The 25,764-nt window shown below is 73.1% G+C and carries 29 protein-coding genes and 1 tRNA gene; 26 read left to right on the forward strand and 4 right to left on the reverse strand.

The genetic code is table 11. The annotated features are described in order from the left end of the window. The 11 genes from ACNAVT_RS20045 to ACNAVT_RS20095 all read left to right on the forward strand — a co-directional run. The coding region (locus tag ACNAVT_RS20045; RefSeq protein ID WP_416298396.1) for an RNA-guided endonuclease InsQ/TnpB family protein at positions 1-529 on the forward strand (529 nt) is incomplete at its 5' end. A gap of 73 nt (positions 530-602) precedes the next feature. Continuing rightward, positions 603-3,869 (forward strand): formate dehydrogenase, encoded by a 3,267-nt coding sequence (gene fdh, locus ACNAVT_RS20050; protein ID WP_416298398.1) that lies wholly within the window; start codon positions 603-605, stop codon positions 3,867-3,869. Further along, on the forward strand, positions 3,862-4,905 hold the full coding sequence (locus ACNAVT_RS20055) for a 4Fe-4S dicluster domain-containing protein (RefSeq protein WP_416298400.1): 1,044 nt from the start codon (positions 3,862-3,864) through the stop codon (positions 4,903-4,905). The genes fdh and ACNAVT_RS20055 overlap by 8 nt, the downstream gene beginning before the upstream one ends. Next, a complete protein-coding gene (gene nrfD / locus ACNAVT_RS20060; protein WP_416298402.1) occupies positions 4,902-6,008 on the forward strand; it encodes an NrfD/PsrC family molybdoenzyme membrane anchor subunit in 1,107 nt (368 codons plus the stop codon). The genes ACNAVT_RS20055 and nrfD overlap by 4 nt, the downstream gene beginning before the upstream one ends. A 45-nt stretch (positions 6,009-6,053) precedes the next feature. Continuing rightward, positions 6,054-6,149: transfer RNA gene (locus ACNAVT_RS20065), tRNA-Sec, on the forward strand. A gap of 49 nt (positions 6,150-6,198) precedes the next feature. Continuing rightward, the gene (gene selA / locus ACNAVT_RS20070; protein ID WP_416298403.1) at positions 6,199-7,491 is read left to right on the forward strand and encodes an L-seryl-tRNA(Sec) selenium transferase; all 1,293 of its coding nucleotides are present in this window, start codon (positions 6,199-6,201) and stop codon (positions 7,489-7,491) included. A gap of 2 nt (positions 7,492-7,493) precedes the next feature. Further along, positions 7,494-9,257, forward strand: a complete 1,764-nt coding sequence (selB, locus tag ACNAVT_RS20075; protein WP_416298405.1) for a selenocysteine-specific translation elongation factor — start codon at positions 7,494-7,496, stop codon at positions 9,255-9,257. A gap of 30 nt (positions 9,258-9,287) precedes the next feature. After that, complete coding sequence (locus tag ACNAVT_RS20080; protein ID WP_416298407.1) at positions 9,288-10,001, forward strand: hypothetical protein; 714 nt, start codon at positions 9,288-9,290, stop codon at positions 9,999-10,001. Positions 10,002-10,059: 58 nt separating this feature from the next. Beyond that, positions 10,060-10,257 (forward strand): hypothetical protein, encoded by a 198-nt coding sequence (locus ACNAVT_RS20085; RefSeq protein WP_416298408.1) that lies wholly within the window; start codon positions 10,060-10,062, stop codon positions 10,255-10,257. A gap of 24 nt (positions 10,258-10,281) precedes the next feature. After that, positions 10,282-11,559 (forward strand): hemolysin family protein, encoded by a 1,278-nt coding sequence (locus tag ACNAVT_RS20090; protein WP_416298409.1) that lies wholly within the window; start codon positions 10,282-10,284, stop codon positions 11,557-11,559. 129 nt (positions 11,560-11,688) lie between these two features. After that, complete coding sequence (locus ACNAVT_RS20095) at positions 11,689-11,871, forward strand: hypothetical protein (protein WP_416298598.1); 183 nt, start codon at positions 11,689-11,691, stop codon at positions 11,869-11,871. 23 nt (positions 11,872-11,894) lie between these two features. Here the strand turns inward: ACNAVT_RS20095 and ACNAVT_RS20100 are convergent, their stop codons facing one another. Next, positions 11,895-12,548 carry a hypothetical protein gene (locus tag ACNAVT_RS20100; protein WP_416298411.1) on the reverse strand — a complete coding sequence of 218 codons (654 nt, stop codon included), beginning with the start codon at positions 12,546-12,548 and terminating at the stop codon, positions 11,895-11,897. A 127-nt stretch (positions 12,549-12,675) separates the two neighbouring features. On the opposite strand from ACNAVT_RS20100, the gene ACNAVT_RS20105 reads away from it, so the two are divergent. After that, positions 12,676-12,882, forward strand: coding sequence for a hypothetical protein (locus ACNAVT_RS20105; protein ID WP_416298412.1), 207 nt, complete (start codon positions 12,676-12,678; stop codon positions 12,880-12,882). On the opposite strand, the gene ACNAVT_RS20110 is transcribed toward ACNAVT_RS20105, so the two are convergent. The 3 genes from ACNAVT_RS20110 to ACNAVT_RS20120 all read right to left on the reverse strand — a co-directional run bounded on the left by ACNAVT_RS20110 (position 12,879) and on the right by ACNAVT_RS20120 (position 14,507). Then, positions 12,879-13,355: a hypothetical protein gene (locus tag ACNAVT_RS20110; RefSeq protein WP_416298413.1), complete on the reverse strand. Its 477-nt coding sequence runs from the start codon at positions 13,353-13,355 to the stop codon at positions 12,879-12,881. The two genes, ACNAVT_RS20105 and ACNAVT_RS20110, sit on opposite strands and share 4 nt — an antisense overlap. Continuing rightward, positions 13,352-13,561: a phosphatidylethanolamine-binding protein gene (locus ACNAVT_RS20115; protein WP_091118689.1), complete on the reverse strand. Its 210-nt coding sequence runs from the start codon at positions 13,559-13,561 to the stop codon at positions 13,352-13,354. The genes ACNAVT_RS20110 and ACNAVT_RS20115 overlap by 4 nt, the downstream gene beginning before the upstream one ends. A gap of 64 nt (positions 13,562-13,625) precedes the next feature. Then, positions 13,626-14,507, reverse strand: coding sequence for a universal stress protein (locus tag ACNAVT_RS20120; RefSeq protein WP_416298415.1), 882 nt, complete (start codon positions 14,505-14,507; stop codon positions 13,626-13,628). A 271-nt stretch (positions 14,508-14,778) separates the two neighbouring features. Here ACNAVT_RS20120 and ACNAVT_RS20125 point away from each other — a divergent pair, with 271 nt between their 5' ends. The 14 genes from ACNAVT_RS20125 (at position 14,779) to ACNAVT_RS20190 (ending at position 25,732) form a co-directional block, all read left to right on the forward strand. Then, positions 14,779-15,966: a PP2C family protein-serine/threonine phosphatase gene (locus ACNAVT_RS20125; protein ID WP_416298593.1), complete on the forward strand. Its 1,188-nt coding sequence runs from the start codon at positions 14,779-14,781 to the stop codon at positions 15,964-15,966. 49 nt (positions 15,967-16,015) lie between these two features. Further along, positions 16,016-16,489 carry a MarR family transcriptional regulator gene (locus tag ACNAVT_RS20130; RefSeq protein WP_416298417.1) on the forward strand — a complete coding sequence of 158 codons (474 nt, stop codon included), beginning with the start codon at positions 16,016-16,018 and terminating at the stop codon, positions 16,487-16,489. Between the two features lie 311 nt (positions 16,490-16,800). Further along, positions 16,801-17,439: a CDP-alcohol phosphatidyltransferase family protein gene (locus ACNAVT_RS20135; RefSeq protein WP_416298419.1), complete on the forward strand. Its 639-nt coding sequence runs from the start codon at positions 16,801-16,803 to the stop codon at positions 17,437-17,439. Continuing rightward, positions 17,436-18,380 (forward strand): DUF881 domain-containing protein, encoded by a 945-nt coding sequence (locus tag ACNAVT_RS20140; RefSeq protein WP_416298421.1) that lies wholly within the window; start codon positions 17,436-17,438, stop codon positions 18,378-18,380. Before ACNAVT_RS20135 ends, ACNAVT_RS20140 begins: the two co-directional genes overlap by 4 nt. Then, complete coding sequence (locus ACNAVT_RS20145) at positions 18,377-18,709, forward strand: small basic family protein (protein WP_091118685.1); 333 nt, start codon at positions 18,377-18,379, stop codon at positions 18,707-18,709. Before ACNAVT_RS20140 ends, ACNAVT_RS20145 begins: the two co-directional genes overlap by 4 nt. Positions 18,710-18,719: 10 nt before the next feature. Beyond that, positions 18,720-19,643, forward strand: a complete 924-nt coding sequence (locus ACNAVT_RS20150; protein ID WP_416298423.1) for a DUF881 domain-containing protein — start codon at positions 18,720-18,722, stop codon at positions 19,641-19,643. Positions 19,644-19,701: 58 nt separating this feature from the next. Further along, positions 19,702-20,082 carry a glycine cleavage system protein GcvH gene (gene gcvH / locus ACNAVT_RS20155; RefSeq protein WP_416298424.1) on the forward strand — a complete coding sequence of 127 codons (381 nt, stop codon included), beginning with the start codon at positions 19,702-19,704 and terminating at the stop codon, positions 20,080-20,082. 218 nt (positions 20,083-20,300) lie between these two features. Then, on the forward strand, positions 20,301-20,750 hold the full coding sequence (locus ACNAVT_RS20160; protein WP_416298594.1) for an FHA domain-containing protein: 450 nt from the start codon (positions 20,301-20,303) through the stop codon (positions 20,748-20,750). A 50-nt stretch (positions 20,751-20,800) separates the two neighbouring features. Further along, complete coding sequence (locus ACNAVT_RS20165) at positions 20,801-21,502, forward strand: MerR family transcriptional regulator (protein WP_416298426.1); 702 nt, start codon at positions 20,801-20,803, stop codon at positions 21,500-21,502. Between the two features lie 214 nt (positions 21,503-21,716). Continuing rightward, entirely contained in the window at positions 21,717-22,181 is a 465-nt protein-coding gene (locus ACNAVT_RS20170) for a bifunctional nuclease family protein (RefSeq protein WP_073833177.1), read from the forward strand. Between the two features lie 207 nt (positions 22,182-22,388). Continuing rightward, positions 22,389-22,985: a MerR family transcriptional regulator gene (locus ACNAVT_RS20175; protein ID WP_416298428.1), complete on the forward strand. Its 597-nt coding sequence runs from the start codon at positions 22,389-22,391 to the stop codon at positions 22,983-22,985. Positions 22,986-23,448: 463 nt separating this feature from the next. Beyond that, a complete protein-coding gene (locus ACNAVT_RS20180; protein ID WP_416298429.1) occupies positions 23,449-23,844 on the forward strand; it encodes a group I truncated hemoglobin in 396 nt (131 codons plus the stop codon). A 2-nt stretch (positions 23,845-23,846) separates the two neighbouring features. Further along, the gene (locus ACNAVT_RS20185) at positions 23,847-25,013 is read left to right on the forward strand and encodes a globin domain-containing protein (protein WP_416298431.1); all 1,167 of its coding nucleotides are present in this window, start codon (positions 23,847-23,849) and stop codon (positions 25,011-25,013) included. Then, on the forward strand, positions 25,010-25,732 hold the full coding sequence (locus ACNAVT_RS20190) for a DivIVA domain-containing protein (protein ID WP_416298433.1): 723 nt from the start codon (positions 25,010-25,012) through the stop codon (positions 25,730-25,732). The genes ACNAVT_RS20185 and ACNAVT_RS20190 overlap by 4 nt, the downstream gene beginning before the upstream one ends. Positions 25,733-25,764 lie beyond the last annotated feature (32 nt).

Genomic DNA, 25,764 nt, shown 5'->3' on the forward strand with positions numbered 1-25,764 from the left:
CGTGCGTCGCCACTTCCTGCACAAGGTCGCCAACCGGCTGGTCAAGACCCACGACCGGCTGGCTCTGGAAGACCTGCACACCGCCGGCCTGCTACGTAACCGGCGTCTGGCCGCCGCCATCTCCGACGCCGGCTGGGCCGACCTGGCCCGCATCATCAGCTACAAACAACGCTGGCGCGGCGGGCAGGCCACCCGGGCACCCCGCTGGTACCCGTCCACCAGAATGTGCAGTGCCTGCGCCACCATCGGCCCGGCCCTACCCCTGTCCGTACGCATCTTCCGCTGCGACGAGTGCGGGCACACGGCGGACCGGGACGTCAACGCGGCGGTCAACCTCGCCGTCTGGGCCGAGCAACACCATGCCCAGACCCGGGACCCCGAAGCACGAGGCCCGGACATCAACGCCTCCCGAGGGGACGGCTCTGGCCAGCGCTCACGCGCCGGTGAAACCAGCCCCGATGACGGAGGAACCCTGCCGCCACGAATATCCGTGACGGCAGGGACGCCCGAGACGGGCGGTGTCTCATGACCCAACCAACTATTGAGACACGCTGTAAGGTTCAGGAGGTCAGCTTCCCGCCGGCGGGGAAGGAGGTGCCGCGGTGGGTCTGAGGACCTTCATCGCGGGGTGGCCGGTCTACCGGCAGCTCACCGGCACCGACCCGCTGGGCCGGGGCGCCGCGGCCCGGTCGGCCCGGTCGGCGGCCCTGACCGCGCGCACCGAGACCGCCGACAGCGTGGCCCGATCGGTCTGCCCGTACTGCGCGGTGGGCTGCGGGCAGCGGGTCTTCGTCAAGGACGGGCAGGTCACCCAGATCGAGGGCGACCCGGACAGTCCGATCTCCCGCGGTCGGCTCTGCCCGAAGGGTTCGGCCAGCAAGAGCCTGGTGACCAGTCCGCTGCGGCCGACCAAGGTCCGCTACCGCCGGCCGTACGGCACCGAGTGGGAGGACCTGGACCTCGACGTCGCGCTCGACATGATCGCCGACCGGGTCATCGCCGCCCGCGCCGAGACCTGGGAGGACGTCGACGAGGAGGGCCGGCCGCTCAATCGGACGCTGGGCATCGCCAGCCTCGGTGGGGCCACCCTCGACAACGAGGAGAACTACCTCATCAAGAAGCTGTTCACGGCGATGGGGGCCCTCCAGATCGAGAACCAGGCCCGTATTTGACACTCCGCCACCGTCCCCGGTCTGGGGACCAGCTTCGGTCGCGGTGGCGCGACGGATTTCCAGCAGGACGTCGCCAACGCTGACGTCGTCATCATCCAGGGCTCCAACATGGCCGAGGCCCACCCGGTGGGCTTCCAGTGGGTGATGGAGGCCAAGAAGCGGGGCGCGAAGGTCTTCCACGTGGATCCCCGGTTCACCCGGACCAGCGCGTTGGCCGACACGTACCTGCCGATCCGGGCCGGCAGCGACATCGCCCTGCTCGGCGGCGTGGTGCGCTACATCCTGGAGAACGAGTTGGACTTCCGGGAGTACGTGCTGGCGTACACCAACGCGGCCTCCATCGTCAGCGACGAGTTCGTCGACACCGAGGATCTGGATGGCCTGTTCTCCGGGTACGACCCGGAGACCCACACGTACGGCCAGCGCAGCTGGCAGTACGCGGGCCACGAGCGAAACGGCCGCGACACGCACGGGGAGCGGGAGACGGCGGCGGCGCTGCGGCACGAGTCGCACGGCATGCCGGTCGGCGGCCAGGTCCGGCGGGACGAGACATTGCAGCACCCGCGCTGCGTCTACCAGATCCTCAAGCGGCACTTCTCCCGCTACACGCCGGAGATGGTGGAGCGGGTCTGCGGCATCCCGCAGGATAAGTTCCTGGAGCTGGCCCGGGCGTGGGCGGAGAACTCCGGCCGGGAGCGGACCGGTGTGCTGATCTACTCGGTGGGCTGGACCCAGCACAGCGTGGGCGTGCAGTACATCCGCGCCGGCGCCATCATCCAGCTGCTGCTGGGCAACATGGGCCGACCGGGCGGTGGCATCCTGGCGCTGCGCGGGCATGCCAGCATCCAGGGCTCGACCGACATCCCGACGCTGTTCAACCTGCTGCCGGGCTACCTGCCGATGCCGCGCTGCACGGACCACGTGACGTTCGACGAGTGGGTGGACGGCATCCGCCACCCGGGCCAGAAGGGCTACTGGCACGAGGCGCGGACCTTCGGCGCCAGCCTGCTCAAGGCCTACTGGGGTGACGCGGCCACGCCGGAGAACGACTTCTGCTACGGCTACCTGCCCCGGATGACCGGCGACCACGGGACGTACCAGACGGTCCTGAACATGATCGACGGAAAGGTCAAGGGTTACTTCCTGCTCGGCCAGAACCCGGCGGTAGGCTCCGCCCACGGCAAGGCCCAGCGGCTCGGCATGGCCAACCTCGACTGGCTGGTCGTCCGCGACCTGTTCATGATCGAGAGTGCCACGTTCTGGCGGAACAGCCCGGAGGTCGAGACCGGCGAGATCGTCCCGGAGGAGTGCCGCACCGAGGTGTTCTTCCTGCCGGCGGCGAGCCACGTCGAGAAGGAGGGCACCTTCACCCAGACCCAGCGGCTGCTGCAGTGGCGGGAGAAGGCCGTCGACCCACCGGGGGACTGCCGCTCCGAGCTGTGGTTCTTCTACCACCTCGGCCGGGTCGTCCGGGAGAAGCTGGCCGGCTCGGACCAGCCGCGGGACCGCGCGCTGCGGGACCTCAGCTGGGACTATCCCACGCACGGGCGGCACGCCGAGCCCAGCGCCGAGGACGTGCTCAAGGAGATCAACGGATACGAGGTGGCCACCGGTCGTCCGCTGTCGGCGTTCAGCGAGGCGAAGGACGACGGCTCGACCGCGGTCGGCTGCTGGATCTACTCCGGCGTCTATGCCGACGGGGTCAACCAGGCCGCCCGGCGCAGGTCCCGGCACGAACAGGACTGGGTGGCCGCCGAGTGGGGTTGGGCGTGGCCGGCGAACCGGCGCATCCTCTACAACCGCGCCTCCGCCGATCCCGAGGGCCGGCCGTGGAGCGAGCGGAAGAAGTACGTCTGGTGGGACGCCGAGCGGGGCGAGTGGACCGGCTACGACGTGCCCGACTTCGAGAGGACGAAGGCGCCCACCTACCGGCCGCCGGCGGGCACCACCGGCCCCGAGGGTCTCGCCGGCGACGACCCGTTCGTCATGCAGGGCGACGGCAAGGGCTGGCTGTACGTGCCGAGCGGGCTGCAGGACGGCCCGCTGCCCACGCACTACGAGCCGGCCGAGTCGCTGATGCGCAACCCGCTGTACGGGCAGCAGGGCAACCCGACCCGCAAGATCTTCGACCACCCGGTGAACTCGGTGAACCCGAGTCCGCCGCAGCCGCACACGGACGTGTTCCCGTACGTGTTCACCGTGAGCCGGCTGACCGAGCACCACACGGCCGGCGGCATGAGCCGTACCGTCCCGCGGCTGGCCGAGCTGCAGCCGGAGATGTTCGTCGAGGTCTCCCCGGAACTGGCGGCCGAGGTCGGGCTGGCGCACCTCGGCTGGGCCCACCTGATCAGCGGGCGGGCGGCGATCGAGGCACGGGTCCTGGTGACCGACCGGCTGACCCCGCTGCGCGTGGACGGGAGGATCATCCACCAGGTGTGGCTGCCGTACCACTTCGGTCGGGAGGGCCTGGTCACCGGCGACTCGGTGAACGACCTCTTCGGCATCACCCTCGACCCGAACGTCCTGATCCAGGAGAGCAAGATCGGCACCTGCGACATCCGGCCCGGCCGCCGACCCACCGGCGCGGCCCTGCTGACCCTCGTGGCGGACTACCGGCGCCGGGCCGGGCTGACCGGCGGGCGGCCGCCGATCGTCACGACCGACGCGTCCGTGCGGGAGGTCGACGGCGATGCCTGACGCCAACAGCCTCTACGGCCCGCTGGACCCGGCCCCGGACGCCGGCTGGACGGCCGCCGGACCTCGGGTGGGCTTCTTCACCGACACCAGCGTCTGCATCGGCTGCAAGGCCTGTGAGGTGGCCTGCAAGGAGTGGAACGGTGTCCCGGACTCGGGCTTCGACCTGCTCGGCATGTCATACGACAACACGGGCGCGCTGACCGCCAACTCGTGGCGGCACGTCGCCTTCATCGAGCAGCCGCGTCCGGCCGGGCACCGCACCGCGCCGTTCGCGGCGAACCCGACCGGCCCGGCGGCCAGCCCGACCAGCGCCGCGTCGGCCGCCGGCGCGGCCAACGACACCGGCACCGCCCCCGGGGTGCCTCCCGGGCAGCCCGAGGCCGCCGCCCCGATGGCCGCCGGCCCGGAATTCCTCGGCATGCCCGGCCCGCAGCCACCCGGCCGGGCCACCGGCGCGGAGTCCCGTACCGACTTCCGCTGGCTGATGATGTCGGACGTCTGCAAGCACTGCACCCACGCGGCCTGCCTGGACGTCTGCCCGACCGGCGCGCTGTTCCGGACCGAGTTCGGCACCGTCGTGGTGCAGGAGGACATCTGCAACGGCTGCGGCTACTGCATCTCCGCCTGCCCGTACGGGGTCATCGACCAGCGCAAGGGCGATGGCCGGGCATGGAAGTGCACGCTCTGCTACGACCGGCTCGGCGCCGGGCTGACTCCGGCCTGCGCGCAGGCCTGCCCGACCGAGTCCATCCAGTTCGGCCCCCTCGACGAGCTGCGCGAACGCGCCGCCCAGCGGGTCGCCACCCTGCACGAGCGGGGGGTTGCGGAGGCCCGCCTCTATGGCCACGACCCGACCGACGGCGTGGGCGGCGACGGCGCGTTCTTCCTGCTGCTCGACGAACCCGAGGTGTACGGCCTGCCGCCGGACCCGGTGGTCACCACCCGTGACCTGCCGAAGATGTGGAAGCGGGCCGGGTTGGCCGCCCTGGCCATGGCGGCGGCGGCCGTCGCCGCGTTTGTCGGAGGTTCATCGTGAGTCCGGAGCGCGCCCCGGTCGGCGCCCTGTTCCGCCGCTTCCGCGAACGGCTGGCCGCCCAGGGGCCGGAACGCGGCAGCCGCACGCCCGCGCCGCGCGACGCCGAGCCGGTCGAGCGGCCCCGACGGCGGGGGCGCAAGGGCGGCGGTGGGGAGCAGGTGAACGTTCCGCCGGCCGAGTTCACCTCCTACTACGGCCGGCCCATCCTCAAGGCCCCGGTGTGGAAGTGGGACATCGCCGCATACCTGTTCACCGGCGGGCTCGCGGCCGGGTCGTCGCTGCTCGCCGCCGGCGGGCAGCTCACCGGGCGGCCGGCGCTGCGCCGCGCCGGCCGGCTCACCTCCCTCGCGGCGGTCACCGCCAGCGCGTACTTCCTCGTCAACGACCTCGGCAAGCCGAGCCGGTTCCACCACATGCTGCGGGTGGCGAAGCTGACCTCGCCGATGTCCGTGGGCACCTGGATCCTCACCACCTTCGGGCCGGCCGCCGGGGTCGCGGCGGTCGCCGAGGCCGCTCCCTGGCTGCCCGAGCGCGGGCTGCTCGGCCTCGGCCGCAAGGTGCTGCCCCCTGCCGGGCAGGCCGCCGGGCTGGTCGCCGCCGTCACCGCCCCGGCGCTGGCCACGTACACCGGGGTGCTGCTCGCCGACACGGCCGTGCCGTCGTGGCACGAGGCGTACCCGGAACTGCCGGTCATCTTCGCGGGCAGCGCCCTGGCCAGCGGCGCCGGCGTGGGGCTGCTGGCCGCGCCCACCGCCCAGGCCGGCCCGGCCCGGCGGTTCGCGGTCGCCGGCGCGGCCCTGGAGCTGTGGGGCGCCCACCGGGTGGAGCACCGGCTCGGCCTGCTCAGCGAGCCCTATGCGACCGGCACCGCCGGCAGGCTGTTGCGCGCCGGCCGGGCGCTGACCGCCGCCGGGCTGGCCGGCGCGCTGGTCGGCCGCCGCAACCGGGTGGTGTCCGCCCTCTCGGGCGGCGCGCTGCTCGCCGCCTCCGTCTGCACCCGGTTCGGCATCTTCCACGGTGGGATCGCTTCGGCGAAGGATCCCAGGTACACCGTCGTGCCGCAGCGCGAACGCGCCGACCGGCGCGCGGCCGGGCGGGACTGACACCTCGCTGTCTCCACGGCTTGCGGCTGTGGTTGACTGCTGCGTGGAGGCGTTCAGGCGGCTGGTGCCCCTCCCGGTCTTCAAAACCGGTGTGGTCCGGGACCCGGGCCAGGCGGGTTCGATTCCCGTCCGTCTCCGCCAAGCTGCCGGGGGACGCCGCCTCTGTGAGGCATGCCAGGGAGATGACCCGATGCGTGACGCCGACCCGAGGCGGCGCGTGCCGCGCACCGACGCGTTGCTCGCCGATCCGGCCCTCGCCGCCGCCGTCGGCACGCTCGGCCGCGACCGCGTCAAGGCCGCGATCGTCCGGGCCCAGCAGCGCGCCCGCCACGGCGAGATCGCCCCCGACGAGGTACGCGACACCGCGCTGGCCGAGCTGCCCCCGCCCGCGCCCCGGGCGGTGCTCAACGCCACCGGCGTCGTGCTGCACACCAACCTCGGCCGGGCCCCGCTGTCGGCCCCCGCCGTCGCGGCCCTCGTCGCGGCCGCCGGGCACACCGATGTGGAGCTGGACCTGCGGACCGGGCGACGGGCCCGCCGCGGCCGGGACGCGCTCGCCGCGCTCGCCGCCGTCGTGCCCGACGCGCCGGCCGTGCACGTGGTCAACAACGGCGCCGCCGCCCTGGTGCTGGCCGCCACCGCGCTCGCGGCCGACCGGGAGATCGTGGTCAGTCGCGGCGAGCTGGTCGAGATCGGCGACGGCTTCCGGTTGCCGGACCTGCTGGAGAGCACCGGCGCCCGGCTACGCGAGGTGGGCACCACCAATCGCACCACGCTCGCCGACTATGCCGCCGCGGTCGGCCCGCGTACCGGGTTCGTGCTCAAGGTGCACCCGTCGAACTTCGTGGTCACCGGCTTCACCTCGGCCGTGTCGGTCCGGGAGCTGGCCACCCTCGGCGTACCCGTGGTCGCCGACATCGGCTCCGGGCTGCTCGCTCCCGACCCGCTGCTGCCCGACGAGCCGGACGCCGCCACCACCCTGCGCGCCGGCGCCCACCTGGTCACCGCCAGTGGTGACAAGCTGCTCGGCGGCCCGCAGGCCGGCCTGCTGCTCGGCGCGGCCGAGCTGGTCGATCGGCTGCGCCGGCACCCTCTCGCCCGGGCGCTTCGGGTGGACAAGCTCACCCTCGCCGCGCTCGCCGCCACCCTGCACGACCCGGCCACCCCCACCCGGAACGCGCTGCACGTGGACCTGGCCGGGCTGCGCGACCGGGTGGAACGGCTCCGCGACCGGCTCGGCGAGGACGGGTGCAAGGCCGAGGTGGTGCCCACCGTCGCGGTGGTCGGTGGCGGCGGCGCCCCCGGGGTGGAACTCGACTCGTGGGCGCTGAGCCTGCCCGAGCGGTACGCCGAGCCGCTGCGCACCGGCGAGCCGCCGGTCCTCGGCCGGGTGCTGGGCGGCCGGCTGCTGCTCGATCTGCGCTGCGTACCGGCCGACGCGGACGCGGACGTCCGCGCGGCGATCCTGCGGGCGGGCGGGTAGCCGTGTGGGTCGTCGCCACCGCCGGGCACGTCGACCACGGCAAGTCCACCCTGGTTCGGGCGTTGACCGGGATGGAACCCGACCGGTGGTCGGAGGAACGCCGCCGGGGCATGACCATCGACCTCGGCTTCGCCTGGACCACCCTGCCCTCCGGCGGGACCATCGCCTTCGTCGACGTGCCCGGGCACGAGCGGTTCGTGCCGAACATGCTCGCCGGCGTCGGCCCGGTCCCCGCCGCGCTGGTCGTCGTCGGCGCTGACGAGGGCTGGATGCCGCAGTCCGCCGAGCACCTGGCCGCGCTGGACGCGCTCGGGGTGTCGTACGGACTGCTGGCGGTGACCCGCGCGGACCTGGCCGATCCGGGGCCGGCCCTGGCCCGGGCCCGGGCGGAGATCGCCGCCACCTCCCTCGGCGCGGTGGAGGCGGTGCCGGTCAGCGGCATCACCGGCGCCGGCCTGCCCGAGCTGCGGGCCGCCCTGGACCGCCTGGTCGCCCGGCTGCCGGTCCCGGTGCTCGACGCCCCGGTCCGGCTCTGGGTGGACCGCTCGTTCACCATCCGCGGCAGCGGCACGGTGGTCACCGGCACCCTCGGCGGCGGCCGGCTGCGCGTCGGCGACCAGCTCGAACTCGCCGCCACCGGTGAGCCGGTGCGGGTCCGCGGCCTGCACTCGTGCAACTCCGCCCGAGACGGGGTCGACGCGGTCGCCCGGGTGGCGGTGAACCTGCGCGGGGTGTCCCGGGACCGGATCGCCCGCGGCGACGCGCTGCTCAGCCCGGGGCGGTTCCGCCGCACCGAGCTGCTCGACGTGCGGCTCGCCGGAGACCTGGCCGCCGAGCTGCCGGCCACCCTCACCCTGCACGTGGGGTCCGCCGCCGTACCCGCCCGGGTGCGCCCGCTCGGCCCGGACACCGTCCGGTTGCGGCTCGCCCGGCCGCTGCCGCTGTTGATCGGTGACCGGGCCTTGCTGCGCGACCCCGGCCGGCAGCACGTCGCCGGTGGGGTGACCGTGCTGGACGTGGACCCGCCGCCGCTGCGCCGGCGTGGCGCGGCCGCCGCCCGGGCCGCCGTCCTCGCCGGGCTCGACGGCCGCCCCGACCTGGCCGGTGAGCTGCGCCGCCGGCGCCTGGTCAGAGCCGGCGAGCTGATCCGGATGGGGGTGCCCGTCACCGCCGCCCCGCTCGCGGGGGACTGGCTGGCCGACCCGGAGCACTGGCGGGCGTTGGCCGCGCACCTCACCGCGGAGGTCGCCCGGTACGCCGGCGAGCACCCGCTGGAACCCGGCGTGCCGGTGGACGTGCTGCGCCAGCGTCTCGACCTGCCCGACCGGGCCCTGGTGGCGGCGCTGGCGCGGCCGCCGCTGCGGCTGCACGCCGGCCGGGTCACCGCCGCCCCGGCCGACGTCCTGCCCGCACCGGTCGCCCGCGCGGTCGAGCGGGTGCGCGCCGAGTACGGCGCCCGCCCCTTCCAGGCCCCCGAGGCGCACCGCCTCGCCGATCTCGGCCTCGGCCCGCAGGAGATCGGGGCGGCCGTCCGGGCCGGCGCGCTGCTGAAGCTGGCCGAGAACGTGGTGCTGCTGCCGGGCGCGCTCGACGACGCGATCCAGGTCCTGGCCCGGCTGCCGCAGCCGTTCACGCTCAGCGCCGCCCGGCAGGCCCTCGACACCACCCGCCGGGTGGCGGTGCCGCTGCTGGAGCTGCTGGACCGGCGCGGTGCCACCCGCCGGCTGCCCGACGACGCCCGTGAGGTGGTGGCACCACCGGGCTGACTCGTTGCGCCGGCATGCCAGGGTGACGCCATGATCACACCGCCCCACGACACCGCCCGCCTCGGCCTGGCACGCCTGCGCCGTCGCGCCTTCCCGGTCGCGGTGGTCGTGTGCTGGCTCGTCTGGGCGGCCCTCGCCTGGTGGACGGCGCCCCGCGCCGCCGACCAGGCGGAGTGGGACCGCGACCTCCGTGCGGATCGGGTCGTCACCTGGTCCCGCGCCGACGGCTGGGCCACCGACGTCGGTGCCTGGGGCCGCCGGCCGCGCCCCCGGTACGCGTCGGAAGGCTCGATGGTCGTCTGGAGCCGTCCCGACGGGCAGGTCCGCTACGCGAGTGTGGGAGCCCCGGACGGAGGCGCGCCGTACGGCAGCGACCCCGTCGACGACCCGCTCGCCCAGGCGGCGGGCAGTCGTGGCGGGGTCGCGCCGGCCGACCGGCTCGCCGGCGCGGCGGGGCTGCTCGGCGCGGCACTCGGCCTCGGCTGGCTGGTCGTGCTGGTGACCGGGCCCCCACCGGTGGCGGGTACCCGCTGGTACTGGTTCTGGATCGGCTCGCTGCCGTTGGGCGTCGGCCTGCTCGCCTGGCTGTACCGGGAGCGGTGGCGGGGCGACGTGCCGTCGGCCGGGCCCCGCCGCACCGGCTGGGCCGGACTGGGCTGGCTGCTGCTCGGCGGTCTGGTCCTGTCCGCCACCGTGGCGGGGCTGGGCGAGCTGCTCGGGGACTACGTCGTGCCCGCCTGGTGAGCCGCGCGCGTGGGCCAACCGGCACCGGTGGGGGCGCCTCGTCACCTACGGTGACGCCATGGACCCTTCGGCGGTCTGGCGGGACAAGAACCATCAGTGGCGGATCGAGGCGTACCGGGCACCGGACCTGCGGTTCGCCATCTTCGCCACGAACGGCACCACCGAGTCGGCGCCGCTGTGGCTGTTCGGGATGGCCGCGCTGGCCCGGTGGCTGATGACCCACGCGATCTCCCTGGACGACCTGGAGAACGACTGACCGTCGGGCCGGAAGGGGGTTCGGATGGGCGGGCAGCTCATCCTCGTGCTGGTCCTGGTGCTGGTCAACGCGGCGCTCTCCGGCAGCGAGATGGCCATCGTGACGCTGCGCGAGGGGCAGCTGCGGCGGCTGGGCCGAGCGGGGCGCCGCGGGGCGCGGCTGGTCCGACTGGCCCGGGAGCCGAACCGCTACCTGGCCACCATCCAGCTCGGCATCACCCTCGCCGGATTCCTGGCCTCGGCGGCCGCCGCGGTGTCCCTCGCGCAGCGGCTGGCTGGCCCGCTGGGCTTTCTCGGCCGGGCCGCGCACCCGGTCGCGGTGCTGCTGGTGACGATCGTGCTGGCCTTCATCACGCTGGTCGTCGGCGAGCTCGCCCCGAAACGGCTGGCCATGCAGCGGGCCGAACGCTGGGCACTGCTCAGCGCCGCGCCGCTGGACCTGTTGTCCAGCCTGTCCCGCCCGGCGGTGTGGTTGCTCAGCCGCACCACCGACCTGCTGGTCCGGCTGGCCGGCGGGGATCCCCGGGCGAGCCGGCCGGAGGTGACCGAGGAGGAGCTGCGGGAGATGCTGGCCACCCAGCGCGGGCTGTCGGCGCAGCAGCGGGAGATCGTCGCCGGGGCGTTCGAGATCGCCGGTCGTACGCTGCGGGAGATCCTCGTGGCGCGCCGCGACGTGATGATCCTGCCGGCGGCGATGTCGGCGCCGGAGGCGATTCGCCGGCTCGCCGCGGCCGGGCGTTCCCGCGCGCCGGTCACCGGCCCCGGCGGCCTGGACGACGTGTGCGGGGTGGTGCACATCCGCGACCTGGTGAACGGCGACGGCGTCACCACCGGCCAGCGGGCCCGGCAGCCGCTGCTGCTGCCCGGCACCCTGCCGGTCGCCGAGGCCATCCGCCACCTGCGCCAACGTCACGAGCAGCTCGCACTCGTGGTCGACGAGTACGGCGGGATCGACGGCCTGGTCACCATGGAGGACCTGCTCGAGGAGGTCGTCGGCGAGGTGTACGACGAGACCGACCGGTACGTGCGCCGGGCGGTGCGGGAGCCGGACGGCGCACTGGTGATCCCCGGCGACTTCCCGCTGCACGACCTGCCCGATGCCGGCGTACAGTTGACGTTCCCGCTGTCCCGGGAGTACGCCACGGTCGCCGGGCTGGTCCTGGCCCGGCTGGGGCGCCTGCCCACCGGCCCGGGAGAGCGGGTGCGGCTGCCTGGGCTCACCATCGAGGTGGTGGAGGTCGCCGACCGGGCGATCCGCCGGGTACGCCTGCGCGGCCCCGCCACAGGGGGCCCGGAGCCGTGAGCCGGCGGCCTCGAGCGGTGAGCCGCGACCGGCGGCCCGGCGACCAGCTGGCGCGGTTGTACCCCGGACGGGGGACCGGTGGCCGAAAACGGTATGGACAGGCGTTGACCGGACGTACCGTGCCGAGCTGTGAGGGACCGAGGATTGCGGACGTCCATCGCGGTGCTGGTCGGGCTCGCGGTGATCTACTTCGGCGCCACCGGGCACCGCAGCAACGGCGGCGAGGGCAGCGGTGTCTCCGGCGGCGTCGTGCTGATCGCCGTGCTCGCGGCCCTGCTCGTCTACTACCTGACCCGACCCGCGGCCAAGTAACGCCCGATCCGGCCCCGTGCGGTTCAGCGCGCCGCGGCCGTCCGGCTGACCTCTCGCGCCGACTCCTCGCTGAGCGCCACCCGCACCAGCGCCGACGCGAGCCGCCCGAAGTCGGCCTCGCCCACCAGCCCGGCCAACCCGCCCGGGTTGGCCGGCAGGCCCAGCCGTCGCGCCCCGGCGAGCGTCCGCCGGTCGGCGTACGGGCGGACGTCCGGCCACACCGTCTGCGCCTCGCGCAGGAAGATGTCCGCGCCGGTCGGGCCGATGCCGGGGAACTCGATCAGCAGCCGGCGCAGCGCGTCGCGGTCACCGTCGGCCTCCCGGTGCATCCGGCGCAGGTCCCCGTGCCACCGGTCCAGGCACAGCCGCGCACCGGTGCCCAACATGGTGGCGGTGCGTTCGTCGTACCGGCGGTAGTGCCCCCGGCCGAGCGCGTCCACCCGGTCCTGCCAGCTCGCCGCCTCCATGGCCTGCGGGGTCCGGTAGCCGGCGGCGAAGAGTTCCCGGGCCGCCGCCATCGCCACCGAGGCCCGGATCCTGGTGCTCAGCAGCGTCGCGAGCACCAGCAGCTGGTAGAGCGGCGCGGGCCGGTCGGCGAGCGCGATCCCCGCCTCCTCGGCGTACGTGCGATCCTGCCGGTCCAGCAGCGCCCGCGCCACGTTCCGATCGTTCGGCATCCCGTCGGCGTACCCGCCGCGGGCCGGCCCAGACGCCCGCCCGGGCCCGGAATGCGCTCGGCCCCGGCGGGTACGCCGGTCACGTGCGCGGCCCACGCCGCGTGCTCCCACCGGGAAGGAGAGACCCGTGGTCAATCCGCAGCAGGAGGAGTTCCGCCGCAACAACCGGGGTGCCACCAGCCAGGACAGCAAGGTGCCCGGCGCCGCGGGGAATCCGCGCAACCGCGGTTCGTCCAACGCGGACGTCGGGCGGCCGGTGCCCAAGGGGCAGGTGTCGCCGTACGGCCCGGCCGGCGAGCCGGTGGCCGACGACGAGAGCGGGCGGGGCCGCTAACGACCCCGCCGCGTCGGCGGCCGCAGCCTCCGCCAGGTGGCTGCGGCCGCCATTCCGTACGCCAGGTGCGGCACGATGTCCGCCACCCAGTCGGTTCGCCGCCACGTCCGGGGATCGCTCACGCCCAGCACGGCGAGCGACCCGTCGGAGGTCGCCATCACCCCGCCGCCGAGCAGTCCCGCGGCCATCGGCAGCGGGATCCGCCGCCGGGCTGCCAACACGCCGAAGGCGGCCCCGGCGGCGATGCCGGTGGCGTAACCGATGATGGCCCCGATGCCCGACCGCCGGTTGGCCGCCTTCTTCTCCGGCCCCAGGTCGAGGTGCGCCGCGTCGGCCAGCCGCCCGGCGCTCTCCTCCGGCGTGCTGCTCACCGGGCGGGCCCGGGTCGCGATGTCCAGGTAGGTGACGATGTTCAACGCGGCGGTGCCGACGGCGCCGGCGATGGCGCCGTCGACCACGGGCGTAGCCCTCACTTCGGATCGCCCGGTTCGCGCTCGCCCTTGGGGCCGAACGTCCGTTCGCCCCGTACGACGCCCCGCTGGCCGCGGTCGTCCTGCAGGATCCGGTTCGCGACCTGGTTCGCCTCCTGATCGGCCGCGCGCCCGGAATTCTCGATGAGATCGCGCAGCCGCGCCCGTTCCTTGTCGTACGCGTTGCTGCCCGGCCGTGGTCCTGGCATCCCCGCCTCCTCCGGTCGCTGGGGCTGTCCGGACCGTCTACCCGCCCGCGGCGGTGCCAACCGTTCAGTCGGGGGAGCGGACCACGGCCACCGGACAATCGGCGTGGTGCAGCACCCCCTGGCTCACCGACCCCAGCAGCAGACCGGTCAGCTCGCCCCGGCCCTGCCCGCCCACGACCATCAGTTGGGCGGTGCGGGTGGTCTCGGTGAGCACGGCGACCGGTCGGCCGTGCACCACCTCGCGGGTCAGCGGCACGTCCGGGTAGCGGTCGTCCAGCCCGGTGAGCGACTCCGCCATGATCCGGTCCTCCTCGCCGCGCAGCTGGCTCTCCTCGTACACCAGGGGTTGCATGTCGGCGGGGCCGGTCGAGACCGGGTGGGTGTAGGCGTGCACGGCGTGCAGCCGGGCGCCGCGAAGTGCCGCCTCCTCGGCGGCGAACTCGACCGCGGCCCGGGAGATGACCGAGCCGTCCACCCCGACCACCACCGGGCCGGCCGGTCGCTGCGCGCCGCGGGCCACCAGCACCGGGCAGTCGGCGTGCGCGGCGACCTGGACGGCCACCGAGCCGATCACCAGGGAGGCGAAACCGCCGAGGCCGCGGTCGCCGAGCACGATCATCGTGGCGGTGGGGGACTCGCCGAGCAGCACCGCCGACGCCTGCCCGTCGATGATCTCCCCCGAGACGCGCAGCCCGGGCGCGGCCGCCTCCGCGGCGGCGACCGCCGCCGCGACCAACTCCTCGGCCTGGTGCCGCAGGCCGCTGCCGGGTGGTCCACCGGCGGGCGGTTCCCCTGATACGCGCAGCAGCGACCAGACGAAGCCGTGCACCACCCGCAGCGGCCGGTGGCGTCGGGCGGCCTCGGCCGCCGCGAGGTGGACGGCTCGCAGCGCCGACTCCGAGCCGTCCACCCCGACCACCACCGCCGCACCGTTCGCCGAGTTCACCGCTGCACCTCCTGGCCGCCGGACGCCCGCGGCCAGTATCACGGCGGGCGGTGCGGCGCCGGGGCGATACGCCGGAGCCGGACCTGTCACCCGGCCACCGCCGGCTGCCGCCGGTGCGGCACGGCGGCCGGATTCCTCGGCACGCGCATCCCCGCAGGTCGGACGGGTGGGCGGGCGGGCGGTCGCGACCGGCCGGTACCGGGCAGCCGGCGCTCGATCCTTCTCCGTATCATGCTTGCCCTATAGCAATAGTCGTCTTCGGAGGATGAGCATGCCGGATGCGCCCGGACAGGTGTCGCGCGCGCTGCGGGCGGCGCCGCCCGACCAGTTGGCGGAGGCCGCCGACCGGGCGATCCGCCTAGCGCTCGACGTGTCGCGGACCGAGGTGTTCATCGCCGACTACCGGTCCAGCGGGCTCTGGCCGGTGCTCGACCCGGACCTGCCCGACGGCGGCTTCCTCGCCTGCCGAGGTATGGCACAGCGGTGCTTCAGCAGTCAGCAGCCGGTGCTGGACACCGGCCAGGACGGCCGGTGCCGGGCCTACCTGCCGCTGTCGGTGTGGGGCGAGCGGCTCGGGGTGCTGATGGTCGAGCTACCGGCCGCGCCCGACCCGGGGATCGTCGAGGCGGCCCTGGACGTCGCGGGCGACCTGGCTGTCGCACTGCGGGCGGCCGACCGGGAGACGGACCGGTACCGGTGCGCCCGCCGGCGGGAACGGCTCAGCATGGCCGCCGAGATGCAGTGGGACCTGCTGCCCGGGCGCAGCGTCACGCACGGCGACTTCGTGCTGGCCGGGCAGCTCGAGCCGGCGTACACGGTGAGCGGGGACCACTTCGACTGGTCGGTGGACGGGAACCGGCTCACCCTCACGGTGCTCAACGGTGCCGGCAGCGGCCTGGCCGCGTCCCTGCTCACCGCGGTGACCGTCAACGCCATGCGTAACGCGCGCCGCTCCGGCGGGAGCCTGGTGGAGCAGGCCGAGCTGGCTTCGGACACGATCTTCTACGAGCACCGGGGGAGCCGGCACGTGGCCACGCTGCTGCTGGAGATGGACACCCGGCGGGGCCTGGTGAAGGCGGTCGACGCGGGCTCACCGCACGTGCTGCGGCTGCGCGGCGGCACGGTCGCCCCGATCGCGCTCGAGCAGCAGCTGCCGCTGGGCATGTTCGCCGAGACCCGGTACGACGCTCAGGAGTTCACGGTGGAGCCGGGGGACCGGCTCTTCGTGGTAAGCGACGGGGTGTACGCGGCGGAGCCGGACGGCCGGGAGCCCTACGGGGAGAGGACGATGGCGCGATCAATGCGCTCCACTCGGTTGCAGCCGGCGACCGAAGCAGTTGGTACGGTGATGCGCGAACTGCACGCGTACCACGCCGACGCGGATCTCCGCGACGACGCGGTCGTCGTCTGCCTGGACTGGCGCGGTTCCAGCCCTCCTGACAGCGCGGGCGGGCAGTAACCGGACCGGCGGGGTGAACACGAGCGGGACGATCGCAGGGGGACAGCGGGTGGAGCGACCTCCGGACCTGGCTGCGGCCATCGATGCGGCTGCCGAGGCGCTCATCGGTGTGCTCGACTCGGCGACCGCCCCGCACACCGTTCCCGTTTCCCCGACGCAGTTGCGGGTGCTGTCGCTGATCATGTCGCACCCGAACACCAACGTGAACCGGCTGGCCGAGCTGCTGGAGGTCGTACCGTCGTCGGCGAGCCGGCTCTGTGACCGGCTGGAGGCGGTCGGCCTGCTGCGCCGCGCGGCGGATCCCCGGGACCGGCGCGAGGTGCGGCTGATCCCCACCGGGGCGGCCGAGACCCTGCTGCGGGAGTTGACCGAGCGGCGGCACCAGGCGGTCCAGGCGGTGCTGGACCGGATGCCCAACCGGGTCCAGCACGAGCTGCTGCTGGCCCTGGTCGCGTTCGGTCAGGCGGCGGCGCTGGGCGCCGTGCCGGCCGATGCCGACTCCACCGCCGTTCGTACGGCCTGACCGGTCCATCCGCTGCGCCGCGGCCCCGCTTGCCAGCTAGCGTCCTAGGACGCCGTACGGGTGGTGCGACACGGCACCAGAGACACGACGACCCAGCCCCGGAAACACGGCCCGGAACCGGTCGGAGCGGCCCGATATAGTGGCAGCGCAACTGGCCGGCCCACGATCGCCGCGATCGTGGGCCGCATCGGGGAGGTCCCAGCCCGGGATCGCACAGGGCGCCGGCGCTGACCGGCCGGCAACGCGCACGTCCGGAGGAGACGCGGCCGATCTCGGTCGGCCGTCGGACCGTGCTGCGGAGGGAGGGTTCGGTGTCGCGTCGGCCGGCTCCATCGGAGCATCCGGCTCCCGGCGGTACGGCGGTCGTGGGGGACCGGGTGCTCACCCTGCCGAACTTGATCAGTTTCGTTCGGCTCCTCGGCGTACCGCTCTTCCTCTACCTCTTCCTGGTGGTCCGGGCGGACGTGGCGGCGATCGTGGTGCTGGCGATCGGCGGCACCAGCGACTGGGTGGACGGCTGGATCGCCCGCCGGCTGGATCAGGTCAGCCGCCTGGGTGAGCTGCTCGACCCGCTCGCCGACCGGCTCTACATCCTGGCCACGCTGCTGGCGTTCACCGCGCGCGCGGTGGTGCCGTGGCAGTTCACCGCGGCGCTGCTGGCCCGCGAGCTGCTCCTGCTCGGCTCGCTCGCGGTGCTGCGCCGCTACGGTTACGGTCCGCCACCGGTGCACTATGTCGGCAAGACGGCCACGTTCCTGCTGCTGGCCGCGTTCCCGATTCTGCTGCTGGCCGCCGCGTCGCCGGCCGTCGCCACGGCGGCCGGGGCGATCGGCTGGGGGCTGGCCTGGTGGGGCCTGGTGCTCTACTGGGTGGCCGGTGTGATGTACGTGGTACAGGCCAGCCGTCTGGTCCGGGCGATGCGGGCCCGGCGCGCGGGAGCGGCGGCGTGACGGCGCCGCCCCGGGACAAGGGCCGTGACCCGTCGGCCCGGGTGTACGCGCCGGACTTCCTCACCGAACTGTTCCGCAATCCCCTCGATCCCGGGTACGCCGACGCGGCGGCGCGGCGGCCGCAGGTGCCGCAGTCGCGGTGGCGGCAGCTGGCCCGTCCGGTCAGCCTGGCGGTGATCGTGGTGATCGGGTTCCTGTTCGCGGTGGCCTATCGGGAGACGGTCGCGGAGGAGCCGAGCCGGACCAAGGCTCGGGCCGGGTTGATCACCGAGATCAAGCAGCGCGAGGCGGAGACGGACCGGTTGACGGACCGCGCGGACAAGCTGCGCGAGGAGGTCGGCCGGGAGCGGGACGCGGCGTTGAGCGGTTCGCAGGCCTCCCGGCTGCGGAACCTGGAGGCCGGCACGGGCCTGGGTCGGGTGCGCGGCGACGGTGTCGTGGTGCGGCTGGCCGACGCGCCGCGCGACAAGAACGCGGTGACCGGCGCGGATGCCGGTCCGTCCCAGGTGTTGTACTCGGACCTGCAGAAGGTGGCGAACGATCTGTGGGCGGCCGGCGCGGAGGCGGTCGCGATCAACGGGCAGCGGTTGACGGCGACGTCGACGATCCGCACGGCGGGCGAGGCGATCCTGGTGGACTACCGGCCGGTGACGAGCCCGTACGAGGTGACGGCGATCGGCCCGGGTTCGATGCGGGAGCGGTTCGACGACAGTCGGGCGGCGGCCCTCATGCGTGAGGTGGCGCGGAGCACCGGGATGTCGTTCGGGGTGAAGAAGGCGGCGGATCTCACTCTGCCGGCGGCCCCCCAGCCGCGGCTACGCTACGCCGAGCCCTCGGTGAGTCCGAGCCCGTCGGCGTCGGGTTCGGGCATCGCCGGTTCTTCCAGCCCCGGGCCGTCCCGGTCCGGGGCGTCTACCAGCCCCTCCGGAGGTGGTCGATGATCGCGGTGCTGGCGTTGCTCGTCGGTGTGGTGCTCGGGGTGTATCTGGATCCCACGGTGCCCGCGGCGTTGCAGCCGTACCTGCCGATCGCTGTGGTGGCGGCGCTCGACGCGGTGTTCGGCGGGGTTCGGGCGAAGCTGGACCGGATCTTCGACGACAAGCAGTTCGTGGTGTCGTTCATCTCGAACGTGCTGGTGGCGGCTCTGATCGTGTATCTGGGGGACCAGTTGGGCGTGGGTGGTCAGCTGTCGACCGGTGTGGTGGTCGTGCTCGGGGTGCGCATCTTCGGAAACGTGGCGGCGATCCGCCGGCACCTGTTCCGGGCGTAGGTTTGTGGCGATGAGCGAGGAGCACAGGGAGACGGGGACCGGTTGGCCGGAGCCGGCGGAGCCGGCGCGGCCCTCGGGTCCGGCGGGTGAGCCGGATCCGCGGCCGGACGCGCCCGATCCGGACGAGTTGAGCCCGTTGGCGCCGGCCGAGCGGGAGGCGGAGGCGCCGCCGGCGGATGAGCCGGAGGGTGACGGGCCGGACGGGTCGGTGGCAGTGGCGGAGCCGGTGCCGTTGTCGCGGCGGTTGACGTCCGCGGGTGCGATGATCGCGGTGCTGTTGGCGTTGCTGGGGTTCACCCTGGTCGTGCAGTTGAAGACGACGTCGACGGATCCGACCCTGGCGGCGACTCGCGAGGAGGACCTGGTCCGGATCTCGTCGGATCTGGATTCGCGGGAGCGGCGGCTGCGGCAGGACATCGCGGCGTTGGAGGACAGCCAGCGGCAGTTGCGCTCGGGTGAGCAGGGCCGGCAGGCGGCGTTGGACGAGGCGACGCGGCGGGCGGACGAGCTGGGCATTCTGGCGGGCACGTTGCCGGCGGTGGGGCCGGGCCTGTCGGTGCGGTTCCAGGGCGGGGACAAGGCGATGTCGTCGATGCGGATCCTGGACGCGGTGCAGGAGTTGCGGGGGGCGGGCGCGGAGGCGATGCAGATCCTCGGGTCGGACGGCTCGGCGGTGCGGATCATCGCGTCGACCTATTTCGTGGATGCGCAGGGCGGCGGCCTGATGGTGGACGGGCGGCGGTTGACCGGTCCGTACACCATCCTGGTGATCGGTGATTCGGCGACGATGCGCACGGCGTTGAACATCCCCGGCGGGGTGGTCGCATCGGTGTCGGATGCCGGCGGTAACGTGATCGTCGAGGATCGTGAGGCTGTCGAGGTTTCGCAGCTGCACGCGCCGATCAAGCTGGAACACGCCCGACCGGTTTCCTGACCGGTCGCGGCAGCCGCGCCGGTTCTTCCGGTGCACCGATGGATGAAGGACGCAGCTGGTGATTCCTGAGGATCTGCGATACACCGCCGAGCACGAGTGGGTGGCGGGTGGTGACGGCGGTGCCGTCCGGGTCGGTATCACGCACTTCGCGCAGGATGCCCTGGGTGACATCGTGTTCGTCCAGTTGCCGGACGCGGGTGCGGTGGTGGCCGCGGGTGCGTCGCTGGGTGAGATCGAGTCGACCAAGAGCGTGTCGGAGATCTACGCGCCGCTGAGCGGCACGGTGGCGGCGCGCAACGAGGCGTTGGCCGACACCCCTGAGCTGATCAACACCGACCCGTACGGTGCGGGGTGGTTGGTGGAGATCACTCCGGATGACCCGGCGGCGGTCGAGGGTTTGTTGACCGCTGGTGCGTACCGCGAGCTCACTGAGAGCTGATCGTGTCGTGCCGGGCGGCGGGGCTCGTCTCCGCGCGTCCGGTTGCCCTGCTTTTCGGCGCTGGCTAGGCTCGCCCAGTCGACCGAGAACCCAATAGTTGAGCGTTGTGGAATGCGCCTTCCCGGGCACGGGGAGCCAGCCGCCGGGTGTGTGACTGCCCGGCGGCCAGACCCGCCATTACTCCGACGCTGACCGAACAGATCCGTGAGGTGGTCCCCATGACGCGCCCAGACGACGAGTTCCCCCCACTCGACGTCACTTCGACGCTCAATCTCGGTTCGCTCGAGGAAGTGCTGGAGGGACCGGACACCGACGTGGTGCCGGGCCGGATGTCCGGTTCGTTGCCGCCGGGGATGGCGCTGCTGGTGGTTCGTCGCGGCCCGAATGCGGGTGCCCGGTTCCTGTTGGACCACGATGTGACGACGAGCGGCCGGCACCCCGACAGTGACATTTTCCTCGATGATGTGACGGTTTCTCGGCGGCACGCCGAGTTCCACCGGGATGGTGGCACGTTCACGGTGCGGGACGTGGGCAGCCTGAACGGCACGTACGTGAACCGGGAGCGGGTCGAGGCTGCCACGTTGAGCAATGGTGACGAGGTGCAGATCGGCAAGTTCCGGGTGGTGTTCATCGCCGGTCCGCGTCCGGAGGAGGCCGGCCGGGGGTGAACGAGCCTGCGGCTTCGGCGTCGCCCGGGGCGGCGCGTTCCACTCCGCTGATGAGCATCGGTGAGGTGTTGGCGCAGCTGCGGGTGGAGTTCCCGGACGTCACCATCTCGAAGTTGCGGTTCCTGGAGGCTGAGGGCCTGGTGGAGCCGCAGCGGACGCCGGCGGGGTACCGGAAGTACAGCTGGGACGATGTGGCGCGGTTGCGGTTCGTGTTGACCGCGCAGCGGGACCAGTATCTGCCGTTGCGGGTGATCCGTGACCAGTTGGCGGAATGGGACGCGTCGGGTGCGGCGCCTGGGCGGCAGCGGCCGACGTTGGTGGCGGTCGGTCCCGGTGGTGAGGTGCCGGGCCGGGAGACCGCGGGGCCCGCCGAGTCGTCCGAGGGGCGGCTGGGGCGGGCGGACCTGATTTCCCGCAGTGGCATCGACGAGTCGACGCTGGCCGAGTTGGAGCGGCTCGGCGTGCTGGTGTCGGATCCGCCGGGCTGGTACGACGCGGACGCGTTGATCATCGCGCGGGCGGTTGCGGGGTTGGCGGCGTACGGGTTGGAGCCGCGGCATCTGCGGGGCTATCGGACGGCGGCGGATCGGGAGGTCGGTCTGTTCGCGCAGTTGGTGGCTCCGTTGGCGCGGCAGAGTGATCCGGCGGCGCGGGCTCGGGCGGCGGAGACGGCGCGGGAGTTGGTGGCGTTGTCGCAGCAGCTGCACGCGGCGTTGGTGCGGGTGGGGCTGCGGTCGACGTTGGGTCGGTGAGCTTGTGGGGCCGGGTGTCGTGAGGCGCCCGGCCCCAGGCCGTGGGGTGGGCGCGGAAAGATCTGGCTCGGCAAGCGTGTCGTAGGCTTGCCGGGGTAACCCCTTTCTGGCGAGGCGTGGTGCACGTAGCGTATGGGATTCTCGTGTCGCGGTCCGTGTACCGTGCAGGGAAGGGCGCGGTGCGGGCGTAGGTGACAACGACACGGAGGCGGCGGTGCGCGAGCTGAGCGTGGTCGGAGTTCGGGTGGAGCTGCCCAGCAACCAGCCGATCGTCCTGCTGCGGGAGGTCGAGGGGGACCGCTATCTGCCGATCTGGATCGGCGCGGTCGAGGCGACGGCCATCGCCTATGAGCAGCAGGGGGTCAAGCCGGCGCGGCCGTTGACTCATGATCTGCTGCGGGACGTGCTGGCGGCGTTGCAGGCGCCGTTGCGGGCGGTGGAGATCACCGAGTTGAAGGAGAACGTCTTCTACGCCGATCTGTTGATCGGTGACGGGGTGCGGGTGTCGGCGCGGCCGAGCGATTCCATCGCGTTGGCGTTGCGGGTCGGGGCTCCGATTCGTTGTGCCGAGCAGGTCCTCAGCGAGGCGGGGATCGTGATCCCGGACGAGCAGGAGGACGAGGTGGAGAAGTTCCGGGAGTTCCTGGAGCAGGTGCGGCCGGAGGACTTCGCGGGTTGAGTGCCGGCCGGGATGGCCGGCGTGGACCGACAAAAGACCGTCACTCATCGTGACGGTCTTTTGCTGTGGGTGATCTTCCGGTGGCGGCGCGGCGTGTCGTGGTGTTTCCTCCGTGGTAACTCCGGTGGGCCGCTATAGGGTTGCGGTATCGAGGGGTGCGCGTACGGGGAACCGACGCGTCACCGCACGGGCGGGGAGGTTGTCCGGATGCACGAGCCGCGAGATCCTGGTCCGGGTACGGAGCAGCAGGCGGGCGTGGCGCCGCCCGAGCCGGGCACCGACAGTGACGGCGTGGTGGGTTACCGGGGTGTGACCGCATGCCACGCGGTGGGTATCAGTTACCGGCAGTTGGACTACTGGGCCCGGACAGGGCTGGTGGTGCCGAGCGTGCGGGACGCGTCGGGTTCGGGGACGTCCCGGCTGTACTCCTTCCGTGACCTCGTGGTGTTGAAGGTCGTGAAGCGGCTGCTGGACGCCGGGGTGTCGTTGCAGAACATCCGGAAGGCGATCGAGGCGCTGCGCTCGCGTGGGGTGGCGGACCTGGCGGGCATCACGTTGATCTCCGACGGGACATCGGTGTACGAGTGCCGGTCGCCGGAGGAGGTGGTCGACCTGTTGCAGGGTGGCCAGGGGGTCTTCGGCATCGCGATCGGCGGTGCCTTCAAGGAGATCCAGGGATCGCTGTCGCATCTGCCGGCGGAGCAGGTGGGTGGCCCGGAGCCGGCCGAGCCGGCGGGCGACGACTCGCCGGAGTCGCTGGGTGACGAGCTGGCGGCGCGTCGGGCGCGGCGCCGGGCGGGCTGAACCGGCCAGGGGAGAGTTGTGGGATCGCGTCGCGGCTGAGGCCCGGCGCGATTCCTTGTTGGTGACGCAGTGTGTCGACGCGACCGGGCCGGTCCGGTTGGTGGGACTCGTCCGTTGGCGTGCCGTGGCGGTGTCCGATAGCGTCGCGGGGTGGTCGCACGGGTGGGTCGTCGGCGTCGTGGTCAGCGCGGTGAGCTGCTTGTCCACGATGGAAGGTGTCACGTGGAGCGGTGCGCCACCGATGACAGGCCGTAAAGGCCAGGTGCCCATCCGTGCGGATGATGACGGCGCGACCGGTCGGCCGCTGTCAGGAATCTGATAGGCCGGACGTGACGTGGCCCGGATAGCGCGCTAGGGTCCCACACGGTCGCGCTGGCAACGACGTCACGGCAACTCCCCGCCAGCCGACCGGTTGCCCCTCCGCGCCGCCCCGGCGCGGCCCTGCACCCTGGAAGGAACGACCGTGACGGTTATTGAAGAGACCGCGCCCTCGCATTACGAGCGCATCGGCGGCGCCAGTTCGGTCAAGGCCGCGGTGGCCCTGTTCTACGACAAGGTGCTCGCCGACCCGGAGCTCGTCGGCTACTTCGCCGACATCAACATGGCGGAGCAGCGCCGGCACCTGGCGCTGATGCTGACGGTCGTGCTCGGCGGCCCGAACGAGTACGCCGGCCGTGACCTGGCCGAGGCGCACAAGCCGTTGAACATCCCGGTGGCGCACTACGTCAAGGTCGGCGAGCACCTGACCGCGACGCTGACGGAGCTGGGTGTGCCGGCGGACATCGTCACCGACGTGCAGGTCGTCCTGGAGAAGGTGCAGGACCAGGTCGTGGCCGAGGGACGCGGGACGGACGCCTGAGTGTGGACGCCGCACGGCTGAAGCAGAGCTGGTCCCTGGTCGCCGCCTACAGCGACCAGGTGCCGCTCTATTTCTATTCAACGTTGTTCCTGGCCCATCCGGACACCCGGCAGATGTTCCCCACGAACATGGCCGGGCAACGGGACCGGCTGGTGACCGCGCTGGGGCACATCGTGTCCAACGTGGACCAGATCGACAGCCTGGTCGGGTTCCTGCAGGATCTCGGTGCCGACCACCGGAAGTTCGCGGTGCGCCCCGAGCACTACCCGGCGGTCGGTGAGGCGCTGCTGGCGACGCTGCAGCACTTCCTCGGCGAGGCGTGGACCGAAGAGCTGGCCCAGGACTGGGCCGCCGCGTACGGGCTGGTCTCGAAGGTGATGATCGACGCCGCGGAGGCTGCCGAGTCGGTGAACCCGCCGTGGTGGGTGGCCGAGATCCTCGGGCACGAGCGGCGGACGTTCGACCTGGCGGTGCTGACGCTGCGTCCGCAGTACCTGCTGCCGTTCACGGCGGGCCAGTCGATCGGGGTGTCCCACCCGGCGGTGCGGTCGTGGCGGTTCTACTCGCCGGCGAACGCGCCGCGCGCCGACGGCACCCTGGAGCTGCACGTACGTGCGGCACCGGGTGGCGCGGTGTCCTCGCGGCTGGTGTACGGGTGCTCGGTAGGTGACAAGATCCACCTGGCCGCGCCGGTGGGGGACCGGTTGACGCTGTGGCCGGCCGGGTCGGCGGATCTGCTGCTGCTGGCCAGCGGCACCGGCTGGGCCCCGATCAAGTCGCTGGTGGAGCAGATCGCGGCGGAGGGTTCCCACCGTCGGGTCGACCTCTACCTGGGGGCCCGTTCGCGGGCCGAGTTCTACGACACCGAGGCGATCGACAAGCTGGCCGCGTCGTACCCGTGGCTGACCATCACCTACGTGGTGGGGTCGGACTTCCAGCGACCGGGGGAGTTCACGCACGTGGTGGACCGGGCGCTGGCCGACGGGGACTGGCGGTCCCGGCATGTCTACATCTGCGGGTCGGACGAGATGGTCAGCCATTCCGTGACGATGTTGACCAGGGCGGGTTATCACGCCGGCCAGCTGCACCACGAGGGTTTCGGTAAGCACTGGTACGGTCCTACGTGGCGGACGGCGACCGCCCAGGACGATTCCGGAGGTGTCCGGTGAACGCAACCCCGATCAGCAGGTATGACGGGGCCCAGGTCTCCAGCACGGTGCAGGTCCGGATGACCTCCGACCGGGTGCGCCGGTGGGAGTTCGGCACGTCGTCGTTCACCCGCCGCGGGTACGACCCGACGGACGTGGACCGGTTCCGGATGCAGGTGGCCGACGAGCTGGACCTGCTGGCGACGCACGTCGCGAATCTGCGGGCCGAGAACGAGCGGCTCAACGACCATCTGGAGCTGCATCGGCACGGGGTGATTCCGAGCGCCGGCGCGGCGGCGAAGCTGCCCGCGGCGAAGGAGGTCAACCTGCTGTCGGCGGCCCAGCGGGAGGCCGAGCAGATCATCGCCCAGGCTCACGACTACGCCCGGCGGGTGGCCGAGTACGCCCAGACGCAGTACGAGAGCTACATGCGTGCGGCGGCGGAGGAGGCGAAGCAGGAGGCCGAGCAGGCGGTGGCCAACTACCGCAACAGCTCCGGCGCGAACTTCGACGACTCCGTGGCGACGCGGGAGGCGTTGCGGATCTTCGGCGAAATGATGATCTCGCACATGCAGGCGGCGGCCCGGCACCTCGACGACGGCAGCGAGCAGCTGGCCCGGACGATGGACCGGATCGCCGCGGAGGTCACCGGCGCCGCCCAGGTGAGTGCCGCCAACAGCACGCCGGAGATGGGTGCCGGTCGGGTGCGGGTCGCCCTGCCGCCCCGCCACGAGCGGTGACGCGGGGTTCGGCCCGGCGGTCGGTTGACCGC

The sequence above is a fragment of the Micromonospora sp. SL4-19 genome, from assembly GCF_047921475.1.
Lineage (GTDB): Bacteria > Actinomycetota > Actinomycetes > Mycobacteriales > Micromonosporaceae > Micromonospora.